This is a genomic window from Bradyrhizobium sp. SZCCHNRI20481 (genome assembly GCF_032485055.1).
In the GTDB taxonomy this organism is placed as follows: Bacteria; Pseudomonadota; Alphaproteobacteria; order Rhizobiales; family Xanthobacteraceae; genus Bradyrhizobium.
This window is the reverse complement of sequence record NZ_JAUEUE010000004.1, coordinates 353,652-377,781: the sequence shown is the minus strand read 5'-3', so window position 1 is coordinate 377,781 and position 24,130 is coordinate 353,652. Positions and strand designations below refer to the sequence as shown.

25 protein-coding genes and 1 pseudogene are annotated in these 24,130 nt (G+C 65.6%); 17 read left to right on the top strand and 9 right to left on the bottom strand.

Features of this window, described 5'->3' with window-relative positions; all coding sequences use genetic code 11:
- Nucleotides 1–107 precede the first annotated feature (107 nt).
- A pseudogene (locus QX132_RS08560) lies at nt 108–614 on the bottom strand (cytochrome P450); the annotation flags it as partial.
- 57 nt (nt 615–671) lie between these two features.
- Nucleotides 672–881, bottom strand: a complete 210-nt coding sequence (locus tag QX132_RS08555; RefSeq protein WP_315756027.1) for a hypothetical protein — start codon at nt 879–881, stop codon at nt 672–674.
- Between the two features lie 309 nt (nt 882–1,190).
- On the opposite strand from QX132_RS08555, the gene QX132_RS08550 reads away from it, so the two are divergent.
- From QX132_RS08550 to QX132_RS08535, 4 genes are all read left to right on the top strand, one after another.
- A complete protein-coding gene (locus tag QX132_RS08550) occupies nt 1,191–1,580 on the top strand; it encodes an HPF/RaiA family ribosome-associated protein (RefSeq protein ID WP_316160738.1) in 390 nt (129 codons plus the stop codon).
- A gap of 314 nt (nt 1,581–1,894) precedes the next feature.
- Nucleotides 1,895–2,110: a hypothetical protein gene (locus tag QX132_RS08545; RefSeq protein ID WP_316160737.1), complete on the top strand. Its 216-nt coding sequence runs from the start codon at nt 1,895–1,897 to the stop codon at nt 2,108–2,110.
- A gap of 305 nt (nt 2,111–2,415) precedes the next feature.
- Entirely contained in the window at nt 2,416–3,102 is a 687-nt protein-coding gene (locus QX132_RS08540; RefSeq protein WP_315736294.1) for a Crp/Fnr family transcriptional regulator, read from the top strand.
- Nucleotides 3,103–3,270: 168 nt separating this feature from the next.
- On the top strand, nt 3,271–4,410 hold the full coding sequence (locus QX132_RS08535) for a sensor histidine kinase (protein WP_316160735.1): 1,140 nt from the start codon (nt 3,271–3,273) through the stop codon (nt 4,408–4,410).
- 82 nt (nt 4,411–4,492) lie between these two features.
- Here QX132_RS08535 and QX132_RS08530 read toward each other — a convergent pair whose 3' ends face one another.
- The 3 genes from QX132_RS08530 to QX132_RS08520 form a co-directional block, all read right to left on the bottom strand.
- A complete protein-coding gene (locus tag QX132_RS08530; protein WP_316160733.1) occupies nt 4,493–5,677 on the bottom strand; it encodes a cytochrome P450 in 1,185 nt (394 codons plus the stop codon).
- A gap of 197 nt (nt 5,678–5,874) precedes the next feature.
- Nucleotides 5,875–10,695, bottom strand: a complete 4,821-nt coding sequence (locus QX132_RS08525; protein WP_316160731.1) for a DUF3320 domain-containing protein — start codon at nt 10,693–10,695, stop codon at nt 5,875–5,877.
- A gap of 96 nt (nt 10,696–10,791) precedes the next feature.
- A complete protein-coding gene (locus QX132_RS08520; RefSeq protein ID WP_315736298.1) occupies nt 10,792–11,436 on the bottom strand; it encodes a glutathione binding-like protein in 645 nt (214 codons plus the stop codon).
- 89 nt (nt 11,437–11,525) lie between these two features.
- Between QX132_RS08520 and QX132_RS08515 the strand changes: the two genes are divergently transcribed.
- A complete protein-coding gene (locus QX132_RS08515) occupies nt 11,526–12,197 on the top strand; it encodes a TetR/AcrR family transcriptional regulator (protein ID WP_316160729.1) in 672 nt (223 codons plus the stop codon).
- A gap of 4 nt (nt 12,198–12,201) precedes the next feature.
- Here the strand turns inward: QX132_RS08515 and QX132_RS08510 are convergent, their stop codons facing one another.
- Nucleotides 12,202–13,167, bottom strand: coding sequence for a glyoxylate/hydroxypyruvate reductase A (locus QX132_RS08510; RefSeq protein ID WP_316160728.1), 966 nt, complete (start codon nt 13,165–13,167; stop codon nt 12,202–12,204).
- 89 nt (nt 13,168–13,256) lie between these two features.
- Here QX132_RS08510 and QX132_RS08505 point away from each other — a divergent pair, with 89 nt between their 5' ends.
- From QX132_RS08505 to QX132_RS08485, 5 genes are all read left to right on the top strand, one after another.
- Entirely contained in the window at nt 13,257–13,562 is a 306-nt protein-coding gene (locus tag QX132_RS08505) for a hypothetical protein (RefSeq protein ID WP_316160727.1), read from the top strand.
- Nucleotides 13,563–13,662: 100 nt separating this feature from the next.
- Nucleotides 13,663–14,031, top strand: coding sequence for a YciI family protein (locus QX132_RS08500; RefSeq protein WP_315717600.1), 369 nt, complete (start codon nt 13,663–13,665; stop codon nt 14,029–14,031).
- On the top strand, nt 14,028–15,299 hold the full coding sequence (locus tag QX132_RS08495) for an RNA polymerase sigma factor (protein WP_315777769.1): 1,272 nt from the start codon (nt 14,028–14,030) through the stop codon (nt 15,297–15,299). The genes QX132_RS08500 and QX132_RS08495 overlap by 4 nt, the downstream gene beginning before the upstream one ends.
- 132 nt (nt 15,300–15,431) lie before the next feature.
- Nucleotides 15,432–15,803, top strand: coding sequence for a DoxX family protein (locus tag QX132_RS08490; protein ID WP_315737036.1), 372 nt, complete (start codon nt 15,432–15,434; stop codon nt 15,801–15,803).
- A gap of 30 nt (nt 15,804–15,833) precedes the next feature.
- Nucleotides 15,834–16,253, top strand: coding sequence for a VOC family protein (locus tag QX132_RS08485; RefSeq protein WP_315736303.1), 420 nt, complete (start codon nt 15,834–15,836; stop codon nt 16,251–16,253).
- Between the two features lie 5 nt (nt 16,254–16,258).
- Here the strand turns inward: QX132_RS08485 and QX132_RS08480 are convergent, their stop codons facing one another.
- Nucleotides 16,259–16,705 (bottom strand): hypothetical protein, encoded by a 447-nt coding sequence (locus tag QX132_RS08480; RefSeq protein WP_315736304.1) that lies wholly within the window; start codon nt 16,703–16,705, stop codon nt 16,259–16,261.
- Between the two features lie 4 nt (nt 16,706–16,709).
- Nucleotides 16,710–17,510, bottom strand: a complete 801-nt coding sequence (locus QX132_RS08475; RefSeq protein ID WP_316160726.1) for an SDR family oxidoreductase — start codon at nt 17,508–17,510, stop codon at nt 16,710–16,712.
- Between the two features lie 946 nt (nt 17,511–18,456).
- Between QX132_RS08475 and QX132_RS08470 the strand changes: the two genes are divergently transcribed.
- Nucleotides 18,457–19,665 carry a hypothetical protein gene (locus tag QX132_RS08470; protein ID WP_315772320.1) on the top strand — a complete coding sequence of 403 codons (1,209 nt, stop codon included), beginning with the start codon at nt 18,457–18,459 and terminating at the stop codon, nt 19,663–19,665.
- A 46-nt stretch (nt 19,666–19,711) separates the two neighbouring features.
- Here the strand turns inward: QX132_RS08470 and QX132_RS08465 are convergent, their stop codons facing one another.
- Entirely contained in the window at nt 19,712–20,230 is a 519-nt protein-coding gene (locus QX132_RS08465; RefSeq protein WP_315772322.1) for a helix-turn-helix domain-containing protein, read from the bottom strand.
- Nucleotides 20,231–20,337: 107 nt separating this feature from the next.
- On the opposite strand from QX132_RS08465, the gene QX132_RS08460 reads away from it, so the two are divergent.
- From QX132_RS08460 to QX132_RS08435, 6 genes are all read left to right on the top strand, one after another.
- Nucleotides 20,338–20,889, top strand: a complete 552-nt coding sequence (locus QX132_RS08460; RefSeq protein ID WP_315812869.1) for a dihydrofolate reductase family protein — start codon at nt 20,338–20,340, stop codon at nt 20,887–20,889.
- Between the two features lie 186 nt (nt 20,890–21,075).
- Complete coding sequence (locus QX132_RS08455) at nt 21,076–21,726, top strand: glutathione S-transferase family protein (protein WP_315812870.1); 651 nt, start codon at nt 21,076–21,078, stop codon at nt 21,724–21,726.
- A gap of 112 nt (nt 21,727–21,838) precedes the next feature.
- On the top strand, nt 21,839–22,252 hold the full coding sequence (locus tag QX132_RS08450) for a YciI family protein (RefSeq protein ID WP_315812871.1): 414 nt from the start codon (nt 21,839–21,841) through the stop codon (nt 22,250–22,252).
- 30 nt (nt 22,253–22,282) lie between these two features.
- Complete coding sequence (locus QX132_RS08445; protein ID WP_316160722.1) at nt 22,283–22,699, top strand: YciI family protein; 417 nt, start codon at nt 22,283–22,285, stop codon at nt 22,697–22,699.
- A 33-nt stretch (nt 22,700–22,732) separates the two neighbouring features.
- Entirely contained in the window at nt 22,733–23,101 is a 369-nt protein-coding gene (locus tag QX132_RS08440; RefSeq protein ID WP_315772332.1) for a hypothetical protein, read from the top strand.
- A gap of 262 nt (nt 23,102–23,363) precedes the next feature.
- On the top strand, nt 23,364–24,089 hold the full coding sequence (locus QX132_RS08435; protein ID WP_316160721.1) for a TetR/AcrR family transcriptional regulator: 726 nt from the start codon (nt 23,364–23,366) through the stop codon (nt 24,087–24,089).
- Nucleotides 24,090–24,130: the final 41 nt, after the last annotated feature.

Here is a 24,130-nt window from a genome sequence, read left to right as displayed (position 1 = left end):
GGCATTCGTCAATTCCCAGGCCCCTGAAGGCAAAAGGCCGTGGAAAGGCGTCCTTACAATTGCTTCACGGGTACAAAATCCGCTACAAAATTGGAATTACGGTGGAATTACGGTGACAGTGCACTTAATGACCTACTGCGAACCGGCAAATTGAGCGGTCCCCTAAACCCGAACCCGTGCCACCGCACGCTTGCCGCATCCACCAGCTCCATCTTCGGAAACCGCTCGAACAGCATCGGCAGCAGGATGGCGCCGACGGTGCGGCGGGAGAGGTGGGCGCCGGCGCAGTGGTGGGGGCCGTTGCCGAAGGCCTGGTGGGGATTGGGGTCGCGCAGCGCGTTGTAGGTCTCGCCGTCGGTGAACAGCTCCTCGTCGCGGTTGGCGGAGGCCTGGATGGTCATCACGGTGTCGCCCTTCGGGATCAGGCAGCCGCGGATCTCGGTGTCCTCCATCACGAGGCGTGAGCTCGCCTGGATCGGCGCCACCCAGCGCACGCCTTCCTCGAAGGCGGAGCGCCATCTGTCCTGAGCGCGCACGGCTTCGAACTGCTCCGGATTGGTCCGGAGGCCGTAGAGGATCGTCAGCAGCGCGTCGCGCGGCTCGTTGATGCCGCCGCAACGGCCTTGGCACAGGAACGTGCGAGACGGGACGTTCGCCTTTCGAGCCCGCCGCTACGGCGTCCAATTCGCCGGGCCGAGCAGCGTCGGAGGAATGAGCGCGCCGGTCATGGCGTGGATGAAGTGAAATCTCGTGCAGGCCGGGCAGCTCACGGTCTCGAAGGTCACGGTCTCGAACCGACAGTCGTCTTTCGGCTGGTGCAGGATGGCATCGACCTCGGACCCGGTCTGGGGGCAGCGAAATGTGATCGGACAATCCATCATCCCATCTCCGGTGCAGACTCGAAAGTTGGGTCGCCGCAGGTTGCGCCTGATTCTCCGGGGTTGACTGAGCAATATTGATCAGCCGCTCGCGTTCGCCTCTGGCAGTCTGGTCGCGGGAGACATTGGGAGACGCGCTTGAACGGCCGCTTCGCCGCGCCTGAAAGGCCCGAGGCGGATCAAGCGTCGCTTCAGACCCGCTGTATCACGGGGCGTCCAGTCGTGGCCGCCGCCCGCGAATGACGTGTCATGGCGTCGCGTGCCGTGCGGCGACGTCGAAGCCTGGATGACGACCATGCCGGGGAGCCGATCATGATCGCGAATTCCATCCTGCGACGTTTGACGCTTCACCTGATGGAGACACGGATGTTGATCGACGTCAGGGCCGATGGAAACGTCGAGGGCGGTGAGCAGTTGTCGCAGGACGTGAAGGCGTCGCTTCATGCGGTGCTCCATCGCTATGAGGATCAGGTCAGGCGGATCGACGTGCGGCTCAGCGACGCGGTGAGCCACAAGCCCAGTCACGATGACAAGAGCTGCAAGATCGAGGTGCACCGTGACGGCGGCGAGCCGATCGTCGCGGCGCATCAGGACAGCTTCATGGAGCAGGCCGTGCGTGGCGCGGTCCACAAGCTGGAGCGCGCGCTCGACCACGCCTTCGGCAAGGAGGCGGTGTCCGATCAGCTTCGCGATCATCGCTAGACGCGTGGCGGGACGGTTTGCCTGCAATGCCGCCGGTTGGGAGATCCGTGATGGATGTGCTTGCTGATGAGATCACCGACATCGGGCCGCAGCCGCAGGCATTCGACATCGCGCGGGCGACCCGGGACAATGCCAATTATCGGTCGGTCGCCTGGAGCGGGCGCTAATCTGCAGGTGACGCTGATGTCGATTCCGGTCGGCGGCGACATCGGCCTGGAGGCGCATCCGGAAACCGATCAGTTCCTGTGGCTCGATGCCGGCCGCGGCCGGGTGCAGATGGGCCCGCGAAGGACAGGCTGACATTCGACCAGACGGTGTCGAACGGCTGGTGCGTGCTCGTTCCGGCCGGGACCTGGCACAACATCGCCAACATCGGCCCGACGCCGATGCAGGTCTATGCGATCTATGCGCCGGCCCATCACGCGCCCGGCAAGGTGCAGGCGACGGCGGCTGCGGCCGCAGCCGACCGTGACGACGCGCCCGCGGCCTGGTCCGTGCAACCCAAACAGGTGGTCGATCACCACGGATGAACGACCGCGAGGATGCGATGAGGTCTCATTCGCTCGGCCGGCTCGCGCTGAGGAGATGGTCGAACGCACGGGGTCTGGTGGACGTCGGTCTCTCGTACGAGGCGGCTCCGCCGTGAGCATCCTCCATCATGTGAGTGGCGACATCGCATGGAAGGTCTCGCATCGATTGCAGAATGGTGCTCGCGGCGCCCCGGCCTCGCCGAGAGCTCAATCGGAGGGTGATAGGCAGATTGATCTAGCGCAAAGCGGGAGGCGGTTTCCACCGTAAAAGTTAGGCATGTCCATCAACATGTCCATCGAGCGGGATGGGGGCTGTGCCGAGTTCGAACCTCGCCAGATTTGATCCGAAGGCCTTTCTCGACAAGGTTTGCCCGGGCCAGAAGGTCCTGAAGGTTCCCAAGGGGGGAAGCGTGTTCGCCCAGGGCGATCCGGCCGACGTCCTGTTCTTTCTCCAACAGGGAAAGATCAAGCTGACCGTCGTCAACGACGTCGGCAAGGAAGCGGTCATCGGCATCGTCGATGCCGGGCAGTTTCTTGGCGAAGGCTGTCTGACGCGGCAGGCGGTGCATACCGGCTCGGCATTCGCGCTGCAGGATTGCGTGGTCACCGCCATCGCCAAGAAGACGATGATCGCAGCGCTTCGCCTCTACCCTGAGCTTGCGGAGATGTTCATCGCGTTTCTGCTGGCCAGGATCGACCGGTTCGAAGCGGACCTGATCGACCAGCTCTTCCATAGCAGCGAAAAGCGGCTGGCGCGGCTGCTTCTGACGATGGCCAATTACGGCCGTGACGAAACGCCGCTGCCGGTCATTCCAAGAATCAGCCAGGAAACGCTGGCCGAAATGATCGGCACGACGCGGTCGCGCGTCAGTCATTTCATGAACAAGTTCAGAAGGGCGGGCCTGATCGAATATGACGGCGAGATCGTCGTCTATCCGGCGCTGCTGCAAGCCGTCCTGAACGACAACCTGCAGGCGGAGCAGCAGAACTAGCTGCGGGGTGTGCAGCGCGCGGGTGGTCTGTCTTGCACAGACGGCTCCGTCCGCGTCGCCAGCTGCCCCTAACTCGCCGCCGGGCTCCGCGTTTCGTTTCGCCGCTTGAAGGCGGGACGCGCGAAGCGTTCGTGGACGGGGTGAAGTGTTGCGTAGGGAGGGGACCACATGTTCAAGCAGCAGTTTTCCGACGCGTCTGACGCGTGCGCACTTGCCGAAGCCATTGTGGACACGGTCCGGGAGCCGCTGCTCGTCCTCGACCACGATCTCCGCGTGATTGCCGCCAGCCGTTCGTTCTATCTCACCTTCTCCGCGGCGCCCGAGGATGTGCTGGGACAACTATTCTATGAGCTGGATGACGGCGCCTGGAATATTCCGGCGCTGAAGTCGTGGCTGAGCCAGATCTTCTCCAACACCGGCGCGCTGCATGATTTCGAGGTGGAGCACGTTTTTCCCGCCGTCGGACCCCGGGCGATGCGGCTGAACGCCCGGCAGGTGTCCTACACGGTCGGGTCCCATACGACCATCCTGCTCGGCCTCGAGGACGTCACCAGCGAGCGCGCGATGGCGCGCCGGAACGAGGAGCTGCTGCGTCAGAAGGACATGCTGCTCGAGGAGTTTCAGCACCGCGTCGGCAACAGCTTGGCGATCATCGCCAGCATCATCTCGTTGAAGGCACGCTCCGTCGGCTCCGAGGAGGCGCGACGCCACCTGGACGACGCCCGCGACCGGGTCATCTCGTTCGCGAACATCCAGCAGAGTCTCCACACCTCCGCGCGCAGCGGCGTGATCGCGCTCGGACCGCATTTCGCGAGGCTCTGCCAGGCGATCTCGCAATCGATGATCGCCGACCAGCAGCGGACCAGGATCGAAACCCGCGGCGACGGCCAGGCGACGACGAGCGAAGCTGAAAGTCTCGGGCTGATCGTCACCGAGCTCGTCATCAACTCCCTCAAGCACGCCTTTCCCGAGGACACCGCGAATGGGCTGATCACCGTGATCTACGAGTCCTCCGGAGCCGGCTGGACCCTGTCCGTCTCGGACAATGGAACGGGGAAATTGCAGGTGAGCGGCCGGCCAAAGGGGGGCCTCGGCACCGGCATCATCATGGCCCTGGCGAAGCAGCTCGGTGCCGAGGTCACGACCGTGCCCGGCCGGCCCGGTACGATCGTCTCGGTGCGTCACGCCGCCGTGGCGACATGCGACGACTTGACCGGAGCAAGCGTGCCGTCCGCTCCCGCGATCCGATCCAGGACCGAATCCAGGGCAGGATCCACGGCCGGATCGCGGACCGTCAGCCGATCGTGACGTCGTCGCCGATCAGTCCAGCATCGCCCGAACTCGTCTCCTCGCGCGACGCCGCTCCATCCGCAGGCCCCGCGGGCCGGTCCTACTGCGGCCGAACCGGCAGATTGAGCGGGCCGCGGAAGCCGAAACCGTGCCAGCGCACGCTCGCGGGATCGGGCAGCGTCATGTCGGGGAAGCGCTCGAACAGCATCGGCAGCAGGATGGCGCCGACGGTGCGCCGCGAGAGGTGCGCGCCGGCGCAATGATGCGGGCCGTTGCCGAAGGCCTGGTGGGGGTTGGGGTCGCGCAGCGCGTTGTAGGTCTCGCCATCGTCGAAGAGGTCCTCGTCGCGGTTTGCGGAGGCCTGGATCGTCATCACGGTGTCGCCCTTCGGGATCAGGCAACCGCGAATCTCGGTGTCGTCCATCACGAGGCGTGAGCTCGCCTGGATCGGCGCCACCCACCGCACTCCTTCCTCGAACGCGGAGCGCCATTTGTCCTGAGCGCGGACGGCGGCGAGCTGCTCCGGATTGGTCAGCAGGCCGTAGAGGATCGTCAGCAGCGCGTCGCGCGGCTCGTTGATGCCGCCGCCGATCGCGATCTTGATGTTGGCGATGATCTGGCTCTCGGGAATCGGGTTCTTCGCGTTGACCATGAAGGAGAGCGCGGAGGAATCCGGCTCGGCGCGCACGCGCTCCATGTTGGCGCGGATGCAGCGGTCCATCTCCGCGTTGGCGATATCAGACGCGTCGAACGGCCCCGGCGTCCAGCCAAAATTGCCGGCGCCGTCGATCAGGGCCTGCGACCAGCGCTGCATGTCGGCATCGCCGGCGTCGGGAATGCCCATCACTTCAGCGAGAATGCGCGCGGCCAAGGGGCCTGCGAGGGCGGGGAAGAGATCGACGACCTCGCCGCGCGGCAGCCGGTCGAGATAATCAGCGGCGAATTTGGTGTAGAGCGGCTCCCAGACGGCTTCGATCGTCTTCGGCATCAAGGCGGGCATCATCGCCATGCGCTCGGCCCGGTGCTCGTCGTGATCCTTGCGCATCAAGGTATGCGCGAGGAAGGCGCGCTTCATCGGCGTGTTCGGATCGTTGGACGAGAACAGCGCCGCATTGTCCTTCACATATCTGGTATCAGCCGCCTTGGTGAGGAACGTCCGGCCCACGGATTTGACCCGCAACACGGGGGCTTCGCGTCTCAGGCGCTGGTAGATCGGATAGGGATCGCGCGTCAGCTCCGCGATCGTGATGGTCTCGTCCAGGGGAGCCAGGGTCGCGGTCGGCATGGGGCGCTCCTATTGGATGCGGGCCAGCGCGTGTCTCGCCTCAAGGATAGTGGCAGGGACGGACCCGTGCAATCCTGGTCCGATGCCTTGGCCGGGACGAGCGTCTGTTCTGAACGAGCTCTGACCTTGCCAGTCGCCGATTTCGGCGGCTGGCAAGCGGCGTTCGGGCTGTGAGCTCCTAGCACCAATTCAGCCGGTCAGTCCTGCGCAGCCGGCGAGACCTCCTGTGGCTTGATCAGCAGCTCTCCCTCGCGGCGCAGGTTTCCTGCGGCGAGAAGATCCTTGAGGCTGCCTTGCAACGCCTCGCGCAACTGGGCGCTGGTCGAACCGAAACCGAACAGCCGGGCGACCGCCTGGATCAACTGGTCTTCCTCGGCGCCGTAGTTTTGCTCCACGACCTGCACGATGGCCGCCTTGATCTCCTCCGGCGGCAGCATCTCGGGCTTGCGCAAAGACTGCGATTGCACGTCCTCGCGGCTTCGAACGACGATCGCCTGGCCGGGCACGGCGTAGAACGGGCCTCCAGCGATCTGTCCCTTCGCGACTGCCGATTTCAGCGCCGTTCGCACGGCATCGCGGATGCGATTGCCGGCGCGGGCAAGGCCCCAGGCCGATCTGATCCGGACGATGATTTCCGATTCATGCACCGGCCCTTCGATGGCGACGATCTCGACGACGTGCCGCGTCATGTCGGCGAGCGGCGTCTCGTGCGGCTCGATCTCCCGACGGACGCGCAGCTTTGCCTCTTCATAGGGGGCCACCGTTGGCGCCTGCGCGAGGATCTCCAGAGGGCGCTGCTCGGTCTGCTCCGGTGCCGGCACATCGGGGTTTGCCGGAGGCTCGGGTTCAGCTCGAGCAGTCCCTTGGTCGATGTCCCGCCAATGCGCCTTCGCAGCGTCGATCGCGCGGAGGACCTTCTCGGTTTCCTCCTTGGGTCGGAGAAACCAGTCCGTCGACCAGATGCGATGCAGCACCCAGCCATGCGCTTCCAGCACGTTCTGTCTCAAGCGGTCGCGGTCCCGCGCCGAACGAGACGCATGGTACTGGGCGCCGTCGCATTCGATCCCCAGCAGGAAGCGGCCGGGCTTGTCGGGGTCGACGATAGCGAGATCGACGAAGAATCCGGCGGTGCCGATCTGGGTCTTCACGTCGTGACCAAGCGCCCGGAGCCTGGCGGCGACCTGCTCCTCGAACACCGAGTCGGGATCGCGCCCGGTCTCCTGCGCGATGCCGAGCTGCCCCGTCTGCGCGAAGGTCAGGAACGTCTTCAGCGCCGCGATGCCGCGGCCCTTGGCGCGCGACAGGTCGATGTCGTCGCCGGTGATCGAGGAGAAAACCTCGCAACGGAGCTTGGCGCGCGAGATCAGCACGTTCAGCCGGCGCTCGCCTCCGTCGGAGTTGAGGGGACCGAAGCTCATCGAGACGAAGCCTTCCTTCGTTCTCCCATAGCCTATGGAGATGAAGATGACGTCGCGTTCGTCGCCCTGGATGTTCTCGAGGTTCTTCACGAAGAACGGCTCGCTGGCACCGCGGACGAAGAAGCTCTCGGTCTCCGGGCTGTCCTTCCGCAGGATCTCGAGCTGATCCTGAATCGCCTGGCGCTGCGCCACCGAGAAGGTCGCGACGCCAAGGCTTCGGTCCGGCGTCTCGCGCGCATGGCGCATGACGGCCTCGGCGACGAGCCGCGCTTCCCTGGGGTTGGTCCGGCTGCTGCCACGTTCGTAGTGTGCATCGGGGTTGTAGTTGAACTTCAACCCCATTCCCGCGACGGCATCGTACGGGCTCGGCACGATGAACAGCCGGTTGTCGTAGAACTGCTTGTTGGACACGGCGATCAGCGACTGATGCTTGCTGCGATAGTGCCAGTTCAGCATCCGATGCGAGAGGCCCTTGGCAAGGCAGAGGTCGAGAATGCTTTCCGCATCCTTGACCTGGAATGTCGGCTGATCCTCGTCGTCGTTGTCCTCGTCATCATTGCCTGTCAGCTTCGCGAAGAAGCGTGTCGGCGGCAGTTGCCGCTCGTCGCCGACGACCACCATCTGCCGGCAGCGCGCGACGGCGCCGAGCGCATCGACCGGCTCGATCTGCGAGGCCTCGTCGACGACCAGCAGATCAAAGGCGATCGCGCCGGGCTTCAGGAACTGCGCCACCGACAGCGGACTCATCAGGAAGATCGGCTTGATCTGCTGGACGACCGGGCCGGCGCGCTCCAGGAGTTGACGGATCGGCAGATGGTTGCGCTTCTTGGCAAGCTCGCCGTTCAGCACGCCGAGCGGCCCGATGCCACCGGCGTTGCGCGGCAGCGCCGCGGCATGCTCGTGGGCGATCTGATCGCGGGCCAGTTGCATCCGTGCGACGTCGAGCTTGCGGAAGCCGTCGACCAGCCGATCGTGCGATTCGCCGTCGAAACGTTTCAGTTCAGGATGGTCAGCGAAGATCACGCTGCGCATGGCGTCGTAATAGGATCGGTCGAAAGCGGCTTCGAGCGCTTCGCCCGGCAAGGAGCCGTCGAGCGCGCGATCGACCAGCGCGGCGAGACCTTGCGCGCGCGCAAGGCGGACCCGGCCCATGAACGCGATCCAGCGGGTGAGGCGCTCGGTCGCGTTCTGCCACTCCGACAAAGTCTGCGACAGCTCGTCCAGCCGGATCTGGCCGCCGGCGTCGAGTGGGATGCGGGCGGGCTCCAACTGGAGAGAGTCGATCAGCCCGCGGAGGCCGGACATCAGACTTGCGAGGCTGTGGTTGAGCTGTTCGATCGATCGCCGATCATCGGCCGACAGCTTAAGCTGCGTCAGCCGCTGGCGCGTTTCATCGCTTGCAAACGGTTTGGGGAATGCAGTCCACCAGGTCGCCAATTTGGAAAGCGCATCCCAATCCGACCGTTCCTTCTGCCACGCGGTCCCGAAGGCGGTGCTGCCGGCGGCTTCGACCTCCTCGAAGGACCGGCGAGCGGCTTGCGCCGCGATCAGGCCGTCGATCAGCAGAAGCCGCTGCTCGAGCGTTTTCGGCATCGGCACCTTCAGGTACGAGGCCAGCAGCGCCACCTGTTGGCGATAACGCGGGCTGAGCAGGCGCAGCCAGGAGCGGCCCCTCTCGGCGATGACCTTGCGGCAATCGGCGATCGGTGCATCCCAGGCGGCCTCGACGAAGGCGCTCTCGAAGGCCGTCCTCAATTTCGCGTAGCGCAGTCCCTTGTCGACGATGTCCGTGATGAGTCCGGCCTGGCTCCAGACGGCCTCGCGGAAGGCAGTCCGATCGCACTCCGGCATCGCGGCCGCGGCCTCCGCAAAGGCGAGTATCTCCGCGGCATCGGCCAAGGTGGCCGGCGGCGGGAGATCGAGCAGCGTGCCGAGGCGGGCCGCGCCTGAGGATGCGTTGCTGACAACGTTCGAAATGTCGCCCAGCGATCTCCGCAGCTCGGTCATTTCGGCTGGATCGAGCGCGTCGCGGTCGACGCCGCGCCAGGGATGCAGGTGCGGCGCGCCGTCGGCCGCGATTCGTTCGGCGAGCTCGGCGATCAGCTCACGCCGCCGCTCCAGATCCAGGGGAGACCAGGAGGGCGCGCCCTGCAACGGGTAGGGCGGCTGCGCGGAGATGTCCCCGCAGCGCACGAGGTGACCGAGCAGCCTGAATGGCGTCAGCTCGCTCGGCTGGTGCGGCTGGTGCATCATGTCCGCATGCCGGTTGAGGCCATCACGGCTGTCGCTCAGGCGCTGCACCAGCGTGGCTTCGCCGCGCGGGACCGGGACCTCAGCCGATTTGCAGCGTTTCAGCTCTTCGAGCAGAACGCGCTTGTTGGCCTTGTTGGAGTGCAGCTCCAGCGCGAGCGCGCCGAGACCGACATGCTTCAGCCGCCGGTGCACGACCTCGAGCGCCGCCATCTTCTCGGCCACGAACAGCACCGTTTTCCCCTCGGCGGCCGCCGACGCGATGATGTTGGTGATGGTCTGCGATTTGCCGGTCCCAGGCGGTCCCTTGACGACGAGGTCGCGTCCACGGACCACTTCCTCGATCACCACGGCCTGCGATGAATCCGCGTCGACGACATGGTTCATCGCTACTGGCTGGATGACGGAATCGATCTTGCCGTCGTCGGCCACGATCGGCTCCGCGCCCTCGAAGCCGTCCTGAAGCAGCGCTGAGATCAGGGGATGACGATCAAGGCTGCCATCTGCGGGCCAGTTGTCGGGGTCCAGATCGCGATACATCAGGAACTTGGAGAACGAGAAGAAGCCGAGGACGATCGCGTCCGCCCTGACCTCCCACCTCTGCTTGTTGGCGACCGTCTCCGCGACGCCGGCGAGATAGGTCGCGATGTCGACGTCGTCCTCGTCGCCAAAATCCTCGATCTTGAGTCCGAACTCGGCGTCGAGCTTGGCCTGGAGCGAGAGGTTCGGCGACGGCGGCTCAGCGCGCGAGACCAGGTGAAACCGATCAGCGGCGCTGCTGCGTTCGAGGCGAACGGGCAGCAGGACGAGCGGCGCGAAGCGCTCGACGTCGGATTTGTCGTCCTCGAACCATTTCAGCAGCCCGAAGGCGAGATAAAGGATATTGACGCCCTGTTCTTCCTCGAGCGTTCGTGCGTCGTACCAGATATCCAGCAGGCGCTTCTGCAGCGCCTCCGATGACAGCCGGGTCTTGAGCCGGGTGTCCGGCTGCCGCGTCTGCGACTCCGAATCATCACCTCCCTGGTCCCCCTTGGTGATCGGCGTGTCGGATCGCGGCGCCGGCTCGCTCAAGGGCAGGGTGCCGTCCGTCTCCGCAGTCTCTGCCTTCGTCGGAAGGAACGTGAAGCGCTTGCCTTCGCCGAGAAGCTCGAAGAGCGCAGCAGAGCGCGCGCCGACGATGTCGATGGTGCGGATGGTCTTGGTCTTGAGCGGGATGTGCACGAGCCGGTTGCGCGTGCCCAGATCGAGCAGCGCGCGCCGGTCCGCCAGCAATCGGTCTCTTACGGATGTGGTTGCCACGTGCAATCCTCCTGCGATTCGAGGATTGCAACCCGAAGTCATCTCGGTCAAGCGTTCGGCACGATGGAGATGTGCTCATTGAGCAATGTTTAATCTCCTCGCAGAATTTCATCTCCCCATAAGAGGGAGATGAAACTCGTATGCGGCCTACGCCGCCGCCTTATGCCGCGCCAGTTCCGCCTTGTAGAGCTCGAACTCCTCGGCGATGGCACGGGCGATCGACGGCCGCACGCGCAGGCGCTCGTAGTACGCCTTCACGGCCGGCCATTTCGCGAGCTGGACCGGCGGCGTTGCCATGGTCCAGTTGATCACGGTGACGAGATACGCGTCGGCGACCGTGAAATGATCGAGCAGATAGTCGCGATCCCGCAGGTGGTTCTCGAGATGATCGAGCCGCGACAGGTTCTTCTTCAGGACATGGGCCTTCATCTCCTCGGGCGCGGTCTTGTCGAGGATCGGGATGAACAATCCCTTGTGCAGCTCGGTGCCGATGAAGCAGAGCCATTGATGCAGCCGGCTGCGGTCCATGCCGGGGCCGGTGCCGAGCTTCGCCTCGGGGAAGCGATCGGCGACATATTGCAGGATCGCGGCATTCTCGGTCAGCAGGTCGCCGTCATCGGTGCGGAGCGTCGGGACGAGCCCGAGCGGATTGACGGCGCGGAAATCGGAGCCGTCGTTGAGGACGATCTTCGTCTTCGGATCGACCTCGAGATAATTCGCCGCAGCGCCAGCTTCATACAGCGCGATGCGGGTGGCGAGCGAGCAGGCGAGTGGCGAGAAATACAGGTCCATAGACGTCTCCCTCGGGCTCCGGACCGGAGCGTTATTGATTTTTATACTGTCTCGCATAATATAAGGCCGGTCAAGGAATTTATTGCGAAATGGTACAAAAAAAGAAAGGTCCGCCGCAGGGCGACCTTCCCCTAAAAAAGGCAACCGCCCCGGTCGAGCCGAAGCGGCGCGGGAGGCCGCGGGCGTATGAGCCGGATGTCGCGCTCGGCAAGGCGCTCGACCTGTTCCGGTCGACCGGATTCGCCGCGACCTCGCTCGACGATCTCAGCGCCGCCACCGGCATGAACCGGCCGAGCCTCTATGGCGCGTTCGGCGACAAGCGCGAGCTCTACATCAAGAGCTATCAGCGCTACCGCGACAACGCCCGCGCGGTGATGGGCGAGATCTTCCGTCACGACTGGCCGGTGCGCGAGCAGCTGCAGAAGATCTTCGCCGCCGCACTCGACATCTATCTCTCGGGCGAGGAGGGGCCGCGCGGCTGCTTCACGGTGATGACGGCGGGCTCGGAAGCGGTCGCCGATCCCGACATCCGCGCCATGGTGCAGAACGCCCTGACCGAGCTCGACATGGCGTTTGCGCGCTGCTTCCGCCGCGCCAAGGAGAAGGGCGAGCTGCCTGCGGACGCCGACCCCGCCGTGCTGGCGCAGCTGGCGTCGGCGACGATCCACTCGATCGCGGTCCGCGCTCGCGCGCGGGCGCCGCGTCAGGAGCTGGAGGCGATCGTCGCCGGCGCAATCGATGTGATGGTCGGCAAAGGATAGCGTTTCAATATCCCCTGATGCGATCGACCAGGTTGCGCAGCGCCCCGCCGGCCTCGAAGGTCGCAATCTGCTCGGCGACGTAGCGCGAGATCGCGTCGGCGTCGGTGTCGGCTGCATTGTGCGGCGTCAGCACCACCTTCGGGTGGGTCCAGAACGGGCTGTCGGCGGGCAGCGGCTCCTGGCCGAACACGTCGAGCGAGACCGAACCAAGCGTGCCGTCGTCGAGGCAGGCGAGGATGTCGGCCTCGTTCTGCAGCCCGCCGCGGCCGGCATTGATCATGACGGGGGCGCCGAGCGGTGATGAGCGCCTGAGCTTGGCGAACATCTTGCGGTCGAGAATGCCGCGCGTATCCGGCGTCAGCGGCAGCAGCGACACCAGGATGTCGGTCCGCGCCAGGAACGCGTCGAGCTGCGCCGCGCCATGGAAGCATTCGATGCCGTCGGCCTGCTTGACGCTGCGGCTCCAGCCGGCGACCTGGAAGCCCAGTCGCTTGAGCACCTCGGCTGCGTCGATCCCGAGCGTGCCCAGTCCGAGAACGCCGACGCCGATCGCGGCCGCCGGCCACTGGTATTTCGGCGCCCAGCGCTTCACGCGCTGCGACTCGCGCAGGTACAGCTCCTGGCGATGATGCATCAGCACGTGCAGCACGACATATTCGGTCATTCGCGCGGTGAGATCGTCGACCGCGACGCGGACCAGGGGCACGCTGGGCAGCGTCTTGTCCGCCATCAGCGCGTCGACGCCGGCGCCGAGGTTGAAGATCACGCGCAGGTTCGGAAAGCCGGCGAGCTCGCCGGGGACCGGCTTCCAGACCGCGGCGTAATGCACCTCGGCTGGATCGAGCCCGGAATCGGGCAGCAGCACCACAGGGCGGTCGCCGCAGACATCGTCGAAACGCGCTTTCCAGCGCTGTGGCGACCAGTTGTCGGTGCCGCCATGGATCAGGAGCGCCAGCGCGCCTTTGGTCATCGGAGGGTCCTCGAGCTAATGTGACGTGTTCCACATACCAGATCGCGCGGGCACGCCAATCTCCGCCCATCAACACGGAGACAATCGTCATGCGCAAATTGCTTCTCGCCACTGCTTTCGTCGTCGCGTCTGCCTCGGTCCAGGCCCAGACCATCGATGTCGGGTCGATCCTGTCGGCCAACGGCATCTCGATCGGCAAGGGCAGTCAGCCGCAGGCCGGCGGCCAGACGCAGGACGGTATGTCCCCGAACGCGGGCAGCCAAGGTGGACAGAGCGCCGCGGGGCAAGGGCAAGGCAAGTCGCAGCGCCAGGCCGCGCGCGCCAGGCAGCCGCGCGAGAGCGCGCAGGAGACCCGGGCGCGCAACATCGCGGCCAAGTACGGCATCTCCTGGTAGGCGGCTTGTTCCTGCAGGCGGAACCCCGCGAAAATACTTCGTGGGACTGTCGGCCGGAGGCATACTCCGCCGTCTTGAAGACGAAGGGAGATGCCTGCCGATGTTGTACGCGCTGCTCTGCTATCATGACGAGGATGTCGTCTGCGCCTGGAGCAAGGACCAGGATGCCGCGGTCATGGCCAAGCTTGCCGTCATCCAGGAGAAGCTCGCCAAGCAGGGGCGGCTCGGGCCGGTGGCGCGGCTGCTGCCGACCACGGCTGCGACGACGCTCCGGAAGGAGGATCCGCCGCTCGTCATCGACGGCCCCTATGCCGAGACCAAGGAGCAACTGCTCGGCTTCTATCTCGTCGACTGCGCCAATCTCGATGAGGCGCTGGAGGTCGCGCGCGAGCTCGGCGAGGCCAATCCCGGCGGCTCCTACGAGATCCGTCCCGTCGGCACGTTCAGGCCGGGTGGAGCGCTGGCATGACCGATACGGCCTGGATCGATGCGGCCCTGACATCGGCACGACCCCAGGCCGTCGGCGCGCTGCTGCGCTATTTTCGCGATCTCGACACGGCGGAGGAGGCGTTCCAGAACGCCTGCCTGCGCGCCCTGAAGAGCTGGCCGCAGAACGGTCCGCCGCGCGATCCGGCGGCCTGGCTGATCATGGTCGGACGCAACGCGGCCATCGACGATGTCCGCCGGGTCCGCCGCGAGCAGCCGCTGCCGGATGACGAGGCGATCTCCGATCTCGACGACGCCGAGAGCGCGCTCGCCGAGCGGCTCGACGGCTCGCACTACCGCGACGACATCCTCCGCCTGCTGTTCATCTGCTGTCACAAGGACCTGCCGGCGACGCAGCAGATCGCGCTGGCGCTGCGGGTGGTGTCCGGCCTGACGGTGAAGCAGATCGCCCGCGCCTTCCTGGTCAGCGAGGCGGCGATGGAGCAGCGCATCACCCGCGCCAAGGCGCGCGTCGCGCAGGCGGACGTGCCGTTCGAGACGCCGGGCGCGATCGAGCGCGCCGAGCGCCTGACCGCGGTCGCGGCCATGATCTACCTGATCTTCAACGAGGGCTATTCGGCCAGCGGCGAGACCGCGGCGCTGCGCCAGCCGTTGTCCGAGGAGGCCATCCGGCTGGCGCGGCTGCTGCTGCGGCTGTTTCCGAGCGAGCCCGAAATCATGGGGCTGACGGCGCTGCTGCTGCTGCAACACGCGCGCAGCGCCGCCCGCTTCGATGCGGAGGGGACGCTGATCCTTCTCGACGAACAGGATCGCTCGCTGTGGAACCAGCCGATGATCGCGGAAGGCGTGGCCCTGATCGACAAGGCGATCCGCCACCGCCACAGCGGCCCGTACCAGATCCAGGCGGCGATCGCGGCGCTGCATTCGCGCGCCGCGCGCCCGGAGGACACCGACTGGACGCAGATCGATCTTCTCTATGGCGCGCTGGAAGTGGTGCAGCCCTCGCCGGTGGTGACGCTCAATCGCGCCGTCGCTGTCTCCAAGGTGCGCGGGGCCGAGGCGGCGCTCGATTTGATTGCGCCGCTCGAAGGGCGGCTTGCCAACTATTTCTATTTCTTCGGCGTGCGCGGCGCGCTGCTGATGCAGCTCGGGCGCAATGACGAGGCGCGGACCGCCTTCGACCGCGCCATCGCGCTGGCGCACAGCTCGGCGGAGGCCGCGCATATCCGCATGCAGCTCGATCGCCTGATGCGCGACAGCGCGACGGCTCAGGCTCGGGTCGGCCAGTGAAATACTGCCGAGATTCGGTCTAAAATTCTGCACCGGGCTGTCGGCGGCACGATCCTTCATTCGTCCTGGGAGCAGCATCACGGAGAGGAGCTGCAGATGACGACGATGGAAGAGCCGGTCTCGCGCGCCGAATTGTGGAGCGGCCGCATCCTGAGCGGTCTGGTGACGCTGTTCCTGCTGTTCGACGGCGCGGTCAAGCTCATCCCTCTGCCCGTCGTCACCCAGACGCTGGATCAGATGGGCTATGGAGCAGGCGACGCCATGGCGCGGGCGCTCGGCCTCATCACGCTTCTCTGCACCGTGCTCTATATCCTGCCGCCGACATCGTTCGTCGGCGCGATCCTGCTCACCGGCTATCTCGGCGGCGCCATCGCCTCGCATGTCCGCATCGGCAGTCCGCTGTTCAGCCACGTCCTGTTCGGCCTCTATCTCGGACTCCTGCTGTGGGGCGGCTTGTGGCTGCGCGACCGCCGCCTGCGCGCGCTTCTGCCGCTGCTGCGCTGACAAATGATTTTTCAACCAAGGAGGATGACGATGATCTGTCCCTATCTGACGTTCAATGGCGATTGCGCGCAGGCGCTCAAGCACTACGGCGAGGTGCTCGGCGCCAAGGTCGACATGATGATGCGTTATGGCGAGGCGCCGCCGGAGATGCCTTCTGCACCGGAGCACAAGGACAGGATCATGCATGTCCGCTTCTCGATCGGCGGCGGCGTCCTGATGGCCTCGGATTCGCCGCCCGAATATTATCAAGGCAAGCCGCACGGAATCTCGGTCTCGCTCCAGATCGCAGACCCGGCCGAGGCGGAGCGTAAGTTCCACGCCCTGCTCGAAGGCGGTGCCGTCACCATGCCGTTCGGCAAGACCTTCTGGTCGAAGGGCTTCGGCATGGGCGTCGATCGCTTCGGCATTCCGTGGATGATCAATTCCCCGGCGGATGGCTACGAGGCGTGACGCCGCTAGCGGCACGAGGCGTACATCGCCTTGAGCTCGCGCCCGCGCAACAACAGAAGCCGCGACGTCAGGCCGCCGCGGCGCTCGATCCAGCCGCGCACCGGCGTGGGATAGGTCTGCAGCACCAGCTTGGAAGCCTCGGGTTCCGCATAAGCGCGGCCGCGCCGGTCGACCGAGCGTGCGGCGTGGAAGCCGAGGGTGGCTCGCCGCGTCACGCAGATGCGGTCCTCGGGCACGACGCTGAGCACCAGCGTGCAGGCCGACAGGCAGGGACCGTCGATGATGACACGCTCGCCGGAGGCGCGAACCTTCTCGAACAGATCGATGAACGGCCCCACCTCGCCGCCGGGCGAGGAGATGATGCGGACGTCGGCGCGCGCCAGCATCGTCGCGATTCCCCACAGGACGACCGCCAGCAGCAAGGTCAGGATGATGCGCATCCGGCTCGGCATCGTTTCACGTGTTCCTGCGTTGGCCGCGCAAGGTCGGCAATCCGATTCCCGCGGCGTCGAAGCCGCCATCGACGGCCAGGATCTGTCCGGTGATATAGCTGGAGCGTTCGGAGCTGAGAAACAAGATGGCCTCGGCGAGCTCGTCCTCGAGGCCGTAACGGTTGAGCGGAATGGCGTCGTGATAGTCGGCGCGGATCTCCGGCGTGTGCACGTCCTTGGCCATCGCGGTCTCCACCGGGCCCGGCGCCACCGCGTTGACGCGGATGCCGGCGGATGCGAGCTCGACCGCGAGCTGCTTGGTCAGATGCGCCAGCGCCGCCTTGCTGGTGCCGTAGGCGGAGCGCAGCGTGGAGGCGCGGACGGCGGAAATCGAGGTGATGTTGACGATGGTGCCGCCGCGCTCGCGCATCAGCGGGACCGCGGCCCGCGTGCACAGAAACGGCCCGGTCAGATTGACGTCGAGGATGCGTTGCCAGTCGGCTTCGCTGGTTTCCATGATCGGAGCGAAGCGTGCGACACCGGCATTGTTGACCAGCGCATCGAGACGGCCGAACCGGTCGGCGAGGCGCGCCAACGCATCGGCGACCATCGCGGCTTCCGCGACGTCGCAATGCAGCGCGAGCGTTCGATCGGGAGATTCGAGTGCGGTCGTGGCGTCGTCGAGCAGCTTCTTCTCGATGTCGAGCAGGGCCACACGCCAGCCCTCGTGCAGAAATCTCTTTGCTGTCGCCAGCCCGATGCCGCGCGCCGCCCCGGTGATCAGGGCGACTTTGTCGGTCTGCGTCGTCGTCGATGTTTCCGTCACGGCGGTCGACTCCTCGGGCCGGCAGCCCGGCTTTTCTCTTCGTTGAGTCCTAACATGCGCTGCGCGGATCAGCTGTGAAGGCCGTCACATCTGTCAGTGTACGTTCAATCCAGCTCCGCGCGATGCGCATAGCCAGCGAAGTTCGTGGGCGTTGTCAAACAGCCAGCGGTAGTAGCGGTCGCATCAGCTCGCGTCCTCGCGGCGGAGAAGCCATCCGAGTCATGCTCGCCTTGGCCTCCCGCTCGATCGGAGGGAGCAGGGAAGACCGGGAGCTTGGCGCCCCATTGGCCCCGTGCGGGAAAAATGCACGGGGCCGGAACCCCAGGTTCGGCTGAGACATCCCGGCCCTCCCTGCGCGACGGTCTGACGGCCTATAACACGCTCCCCGGGGACGGCTGTCTTGCCCCCGTTTCCGCCACAATGCGCTCACGCATCGGACACGGCATCAGCATCGGGATGCCGGGACCACACGATTTCGCCGTACGCGCCGCGTTGTTCGTCTGCGTGTCCTCATATGAGCATGATCTTGTCGGAAAGCTGTGGCGCAATGCGCGTCAACATCCTCCGGTTCCGAATCATGCTCCACGCTGCAACATCGACGCTTCCACCGCGTCCTGCTCCCCACGTTCGTGACGACCGCGAAACGTCCCTCTCGATCGGGAACAGGACGTGGCTAAAAGAGCATGAATTCTGGAAAGGAGAAAGAGGAACATTCTTACGGGAAGGACTGGACAAGGGTAAGGGTGATCGACTTGAAAGTCTTCACGAAAAAGCTCCGCGGCGCCGGCGGTTTCGCGGCCGCGCCGCAGCCTCCAAAGGCGCATTCCCCCGTGGAATTGGACAGTCCCGCCGTCGGCTGATTTGCCCGTCGTCGGGTCGCTCTCGGACGTGTCTGGGACGAATCTGAACCGGTAGCGTAGAGTTTAAGAGTCTCGGTAGAATCGACATGGGCGATCAATTCATCAGCCGGCGAATCACTCTCGTCAGAACCACGGAGCTGCACGCTTCGTCGCGCGGGCCGAATGATCTGAGGCGCGTGTGCGGCGCGTTGCTGTTGTCGTGCATTGTCCTCGGGCTCGCGGCGTCCGGCGCCGCCGGAGCGGATGGCAGCGTTGCCGCGAAACCGGCAGAGACCGAGCAGGCTGCGCACGATGTCGCGCCGCCGCAGCAGCCGCAGACGGCGGAGCCCGAGACGGTGGGGCGGCCGTCGGACGTGCCGACGCCGGCTCTGAAGGTGGCCGTGCCATCGACCGAGCCCGCGAAGCCGGTCGCGGCCGAGCGCAAGGCCGACCCGCGGAGCGACACCAAGACGACGAAGAATCTGTCGGTGCCTCAACGTGCGCTCCCGGCCGACGTTGCGCAGATGATCGGCCGCAAGATCTGGCTCAACGAGGCCGGGGGACGGCGCGACGCGATCACGTCGTGGAATGCGGGTGAAGAATTCGCCTCGCTGGGAATCGGGCATTTCATCTGGTACCCGTCCACCGCGAAGCCGCCTTATGAGGAGGGCTTTCCGGGGCTGATCGCGTTTCTGCGCAAGGGTAGGACGCCGTTGCCTGCATGGCTCGACAAGACGCCGATTCCGGCATGCCCGTGGACCAGCCGGGCCGACTTCAAGCGGAATTTCAACTCGCCGCAAATGCGGCAATTGCGGCAGTTCCTGCTCGACACGATTGCGGAGCAGACGCAGTTCCTGGTTGCGCGTGCGCAAGGCGCGATGGACAAGATCCTCGCCAACACGCCCGACAGCGCCGAACGCGAGCACATCGTCGCGCAGTATTCGCGGGTCGTGCGCGCCTCCAACGATCTCTATCCGCTGATCGACTACATCAACTTCAAGGGCGAGGGCACCAATCCGTCCGAGACGGCGGTGGACAAGGAGACGGGCCAGCGCCAGGGCTGGGGTCTCAAGCAGGTGCTGCTCAAGATGAACGGCACTACCACCGAGTCCAAGGCCGTGCTCGCCGAATATTCCGACGCGGTGCAGGTCGTGCTGCAGCAGCGGGTTCGCAATCTGCCCTCGAACCGCGTGTGGGAGGCGGGCTGGCTGCGTCGCGCGGAGACCTATCGCCGCCCGATCGCGCAGCTCGAGCAGGCCCCCGAACGCGCCCCGCGCAAATCATCGCGCTACAGGGCCGACAACACACGGTTCTGATGCGGGAAGCGGCGCGCACGATCCGTGCGCGTTGCGAGGCGCACGATCACCTGCCTCCTGCCTCGGCTTTCTTGGCAGCGACGACCTTCTGGTAAGCCGCCTGCAGCCGCTCGCCGACGCTCGGTCCAGCCTTCCTGCGCCGTTTCGCGCCGAGATGGGTCTCGCGCAGCTCGTCCATGAATTCGGCCCACATTTTCGGGCCGCCTTCCATCAACAGCTTGGCGCGGATGCCGAGCTCCTCCGAGACGGGGAGATATTTGTAACCCCAGCCCGCCATCTGCGCGAGGATCGGCAACAGCTCGATGCCCTGCTCGGTCAGGGAATAGATGCCCTTCTGCTTGTGGCTCGGATCGTCCTCACGGCTGATGATGCCGGCCGCGAGCAGCGTCTTCAGCCGGTCGGCGAGAATGTTCGAGGAGATGCCTTCCTCCGAGCCGCCGAGCAGCTCGCGATAGTGCCGGCGATTTCCGAACATCATGTCGCGGATGATCAAGAGGCTCCATTTGTCTCCCACCACTTCGAGCGACAGGTTGATCGGGCAGCCGGAGCGCTGAGGGTCGGACATCGAAGTCTCGTGAGCAGGGATCGCGTATAAACCGCTTGCAATATTGCACCGGTCTGGGCATTCTCCAACTGCTTGCAAAATGAAAGCAGTCAGGGGAGAGGCAGTCGATGGCGAGACTGGTGATGTGGAACATGATGACGCTGGACGGCATGGTTGCGGGCCCGAACGGCGACATCTCCTGGCATGAGGATGTGTGGGGTCCGGAGCTGGAGCAGATCTCCGAGACGCAACTGCACGAGGCGGGCGGATTGCTGTTCGGCCGGGTGACCTACGATCTGATGGCCGGCTATTGGCCGACCGAGAAGGGCGTGATCGCCGACTTCATGAACAGCATCCCCAAATATGTCGCCTCCCGCACGCTGTCTCGCCTGGCATGGTCAAACGCGCATCTGCTGGGTCCGCAGCTCGCGGCCGATGTCGACAAGCTCAAGCAGGAGAATGCCAAAGACCTGTTCCTGTTCGGCAGCGCGGACCTCGCGTCGACGCTCGTCGCGCACGATCTGATCGATGAGTTTCGTATCGCGATCAATCCGCGCGTGCTCGGCGCCGGACGGCCGCTGTTCAAGCCGGGTCAGGCCGTGAAGCTCCGCCTGATCGACAGCCGGGCGCTGTCCAACGGCGTTGTCATCGCGCGCTATGCCCCCATTCGGGACGTGTGAGTCCAGCTCTCGCGACGCGCTCCGTGTCCCCGGGGGAGTGCAGGTCTATAAACCACACCGCCGGTGCGTCTAGCCCTCGCCTCAACCCTCTCTCCGTGAAGAACGGGGCGAGGGAGCGCACCATCCCTGCGGCCGCGCGTTCGGGACCAAACAACTTGTTCTCACTCAACTCATCAGGAGCGTAGGATGTCGCTGACCCTCTACTATCATCCGCTGTCGTCGTTCTGCTGGAAGGTGCTGATCGCGCTGTATGAGAACGACGTTTCGTTCACGCCGAAGCTGATCAATCTCGGTGACGCGGATGAGCGCGCGGCGTTCTTGAAGCTTTGGCCGGTCGGTAAATTTCCCGTGCTGCGCGACGAGCAGCGCACGATTCCGGAATCGAGCATCATCATCGAATATCTCGACCAGCACTATGCGGGCAGGACGCGCTTCATTCCCGATGATCCCGATCTCGCTTTGCGGACACGTCTGCGCGATCGCTTTCTCGACCTCTATCTGCACATGCCGACGCAGACCGTCGTGTTCGACCGGCTGCGGCCGGCCGATGCCCGCGATCCGCTCGGCGTCGCCGACGCTCTAAGCCGGCTGCGCACGTCCTACGCCATGCTCGAGGCCGAGCTGCCGCCGCGTGGCTGGGCGATGGGAGACCCGTTCACCCTGGCGGATTGCGCGGCCGTGCCGGCGCTGTTCTACGCCGACAGAGTGGAGCCGCTGGGTGATGGGCTCCCCCGGGTCAAAGCCTATCTCGACCGGCTCAAGGCGAGGCCATCCGTGGCGCGGGTGCTCGCAGAGGCCGAGCCTTATTTCCACATGTTCCCGCAGGAGCCGGGCTGAACCGGGAACCCGGCCAAAATAATTGCGGGAGCGTGTCGGCGGCACCAGGGCCGGATCGTCCTACTGATGAGGGCAGGGCAGTCCTGCCGGACAGCATCAGGGGAGAGGCGCCATGCGGTTCATGGTGATCGTGAAGGCGACCAGGGACACCGAAGCCGGAATCCTGCCGACGACCGAGGAGTTCGCGGCGATGGGCCGGTTCAACGAGGCATTGGTCAAGGCCGGCATGATGGAAGCCGGCGAGGGCCTGCATCCGACCGCGAAGGGGGCGCGCATCGACTTCTCGAACGGGACGTCGAGCGTCGCGCGCGGTCCGTTCGATCTCTCCCGCGATCTCGCGGCGGGCTTCTGGATGATCAAGGCCGGCTCGCTCGATGAGGTGATCGAGCATATGAAGCGGGCGCCGTTCCCGAGCGGCCAGATCGAGATCCGCCAGGTCTATGCCGCGGAGGATTTCGGCGAGACGTTCACGCCCGAATTGCGTGAGCGGGTCGAACGGCTGCGTGCGCAGGCCGCCAGGAGCTGAACCGACCCTGATCAGGAGAGGAGGAACGCGATGCGATTCATGATGCTGATGATCCCGCTCGGCTATGAGAGCGCGCCGCCGGACGTGCAGCTCGATCCCGAGCGAGTCAAAGCGATGATGCGCTACAACGAGGCCCTGAAGGACGCCGGCGTGCTGATCACGCTGGAGGGCTTGCATCCGCTGTCGATGGGGGCGCGGGTCTCGTTCGCGGGCGGCGCGCCTGTGGTGACCGACGGCCCGTTCGCGGAGGCCAAGGAGGTGCTCGGCGGCTATTGGATGATCGAGGTCGCCTCGCGCGACGAGGCGATCGCCTGGGCCAAGCAGTGCCCGGCCTCGGACAACGAGATCATCGAGATTCGCCAGGTCCAGGAGATGGCCGACTTTTCCGAGGAGGTGCAGCAGGCCGCGGCCGGCTTCGCCGAGCTGCCGCATGCCGGCCGTGTCTGATCGATCCGTTTCACAGCAGGAGAGGGAAGTGCAATGAGCGACAACAGCAACACCTATCTCGCCGTCTTTCTCGGCAGCAAGACCAGTCCGGCCTGGAAGGCCTGGGAGGCGCTGTCCGAAACGGAGCGCAATGCCAGGGGGCAGCAGGGCATGGCGGCCTGGCATGCCTGGGCGGATCAATACAAGGACGCGATCGTCGCGATGGGCGGGCCGCTCGGCAAGACCAAGCGGGTCGACAAGGGCGGCGTCAACGACATCGCCAACGAGATGGGCGCGTTCACCGTGGTCCGCGCCGCGTCGCACGAGGATGCCGCGAAGATGTTCGTCAACCATCCGCATTTTGCGATCTTCCCGGGCGAGCGGGTCGAGATCATGCCGGTGCTGCCGATTCCGGGCGGTTAGTTGAGCGGCCTGCAGGGCGGAACGTCGGCTGAGGTGTGAACATCGCGCTTGCTGCGGCGCCCGGCGTTTGTGCCGGGCGCGCTGATCTCGCGGCGACTTCGGTGCCAGCCTGCCCCTTGCGCGACCCTCCAGGCGAGGGTGGCGCCTGTTTCGCTGGGGGGCTTAACGGGACGACGGGAAGGACCCCTCGCACACATCGGCGGCTGACCCCGCCCAAAAGTCGCTGGCTTCCTTTGACCCGGCTCATGTAAAAGCCATTTACATGAGCTGGCGCAAGGAAGAGCGCCGCGCCGAGCGCGGCTATCATCACGGTAACCTCAAGGAGGCGCTGCTGCAGGCGGCGCTCGACCTGATCGCGCAGAAGGGGGCTGCCGGCTTCACCTTTGCCGATGCGGCCCGCATGGCCGGCGTCAGCCCGGCCGCGCCCTATCGCCACTTCCGCGACCGCGACGAACTGCTGTCGAGCATCGCCCAGCGCGGCTTCGAGCAGTTCGAGGCGCAGCTCTCGGCGGCGTGGGACGACGGCCGGCCCGACACCGTCACGGCGTTCGAGCGCGTCGGCAAGGCGTATCTCGCATTTGCCCGTTCGGAGCCTGCGTTCTATTCGGCGATGTTCGAATCCGGTGTGCCGGCCGACTCCACCGCGGGTCTGCTGGCGGCGGGGGAGCGCGCTTTCGGCGTCATCCGCGCTGCGGCGGAGCGGCTGGCGGCGCTGGCGCCGCCCGGGGTGCCGCGGCCGCCGGCCCTGATGATGGCGCTGCACATCTGGTCGATGGCGCATGGCATCGCCTCGCTGTTCGCGCGCGGCGATGCCGCCCGGCGCAAGCTGCCGATGTCGCCCGAGGAGCTGCTGGAGGCCGAGGTGTTGATCTATCTGCGCGGGCTCGGCTTCCCGACCGACCGCCGGCCTGCGCCGTCCTCCACTGCCGAGCCGCCGCCGCTGCCGGACGATGACAAGCCGGCAGGGCCCTGGGGCCGCCCGAAATAAGGTTCAAAGAACGCCGAAAAATAATTCGAGCGACGCGTCAG

Coding starts and splice junctions, on each gene's coding strand:
- QX132_RS08535 (WP_316160735.1), top strand. CDS start 3,271: ATGTTCAAGCAGCAGTTTTCCGACGCGTCTGACGCGTGCGCACTTGCC.
- QX132_RS08520 (WP_315736298.1), bottom strand. CDS start 11,436: ATGGACCTGTATTTCTCGCCACTCGCCTGCTCGCTCGCCACCCGCATC.
- QX132_RS08515 (WP_316160729.1), top strand. CDS start 11,526: ATGGTACAAAAAAAGAAAGGTCCGCCGCAGGGCGACCTTCCCCTAAAA.
- QX132_RS08460 (WP_315812869.1), top strand. CDS start 20,338: ATGGCGAGACTGGTGATGTGGAACATGATGACGCTGGACGGCATGGTT.
- QX132_RS08465 (WP_315772322.1), bottom strand. CDS start 20,230: ATGTCCGACCCTCAGCGCTCCGGCTGCCCGATCAACCTGTCGCTCGAA.
- QX132_RS08440 (WP_315772332.1), top strand. CDS start 22,733: ATGAGCGACAACAGCAACACCTATCTCGCCGTCTTTCTCGGCAGCAAG.
- QX132_RS08435 (WP_316160721.1), top strand. CDS start 23,364: ATGAGCTGGCGCAAGGAAGAGCGCCGCGCCGAGCGCGGCTATCATCAC.
- QX132_RS08530 (WP_316160733.1), bottom strand. CDS start 5,677: ATGCCGACCGCGACCCTGGCTCCCCTGGACGAGACCATCACGATCGCG.
- QX132_RS08455 (WP_315812870.1), top strand. CDS start 21,076: ATGTCGCTGACCCTCTACTATCATCCGCTGTCGTCGTTCTGCTGGAAG.
- QX132_RS08445 (WP_316160722.1), top strand. CDS start 22,283: ATGCGATTCATGATGCTGATGATCCCGCTCGGCTATGAGAGCGCGCCG.
- QX132_RS08550 (WP_316160738.1), top strand. CDS start 1,191: ATGATCGCGAATTCCATCCTGCGACGTTTGACGCTTCACCTGATGGAG.
- QX132_RS08555 (WP_315756027.1), bottom strand. CDS start 881: ATGATGGATTGTCCGATCACATTTCGCTGCCCCCAGACCGGGTCCGAG.
- QX132_RS08540 (WP_315736294.1), top strand. CDS start 2,416: ATGGGGGCTGTGCCGAGTTCGAACCTCGCCAGATTTGATCCGAAGGCC.
- QX132_RS08470 (WP_315772320.1), top strand. CDS start 18,457: ATGGGCGATCAATTCATCAGCCGGCGAATCACTCTCGTCAGAACCACG.
- QX132_RS08485 (WP_315736303.1), top strand. CDS start 15,834: ATGATCTGTCCCTATCTGACGTTCAATGGCGATTGCGCGCAGGCGCTC.
- QX132_RS08510 (WP_316160728.1), bottom strand. CDS start 13,167: ATGACCAAAGGCGCGCTGGCGCTCCTGATCCATGGCGGCACCGACAAC.
- QX132_RS08480 (WP_315736304.1), bottom strand. CDS start 16,705: ATGCCGAGCCGGATGCGCATCATCCTGACCTTGCTGCTGGCGGTCGTC.
- QX132_RS08500 (WP_315717600.1), top strand. CDS start 13,663: ATGTTGTACGCGCTGCTCTGCTATCATGACGAGGATGTCGTCTGCGCC.
- QX132_RS08495 (WP_315777769.1), top strand. CDS start 14,028: ATGACCGATACGGCCTGGATCGATGCGGCCCTGACATCGGCACGACCC.
- QX132_RS08505 (WP_316160727.1), top strand. CDS start 13,257: ATGCGCAAATTGCTTCTCGCCACTGCTTTCGTCGTCGCGTCTGCCTCG.
- QX132_RS08450 (WP_315812871.1), top strand. CDS start 21,839: ATGCGGTTCATGGTGATCGTGAAGGCGACCAGGGACACCGAAGCCGGA.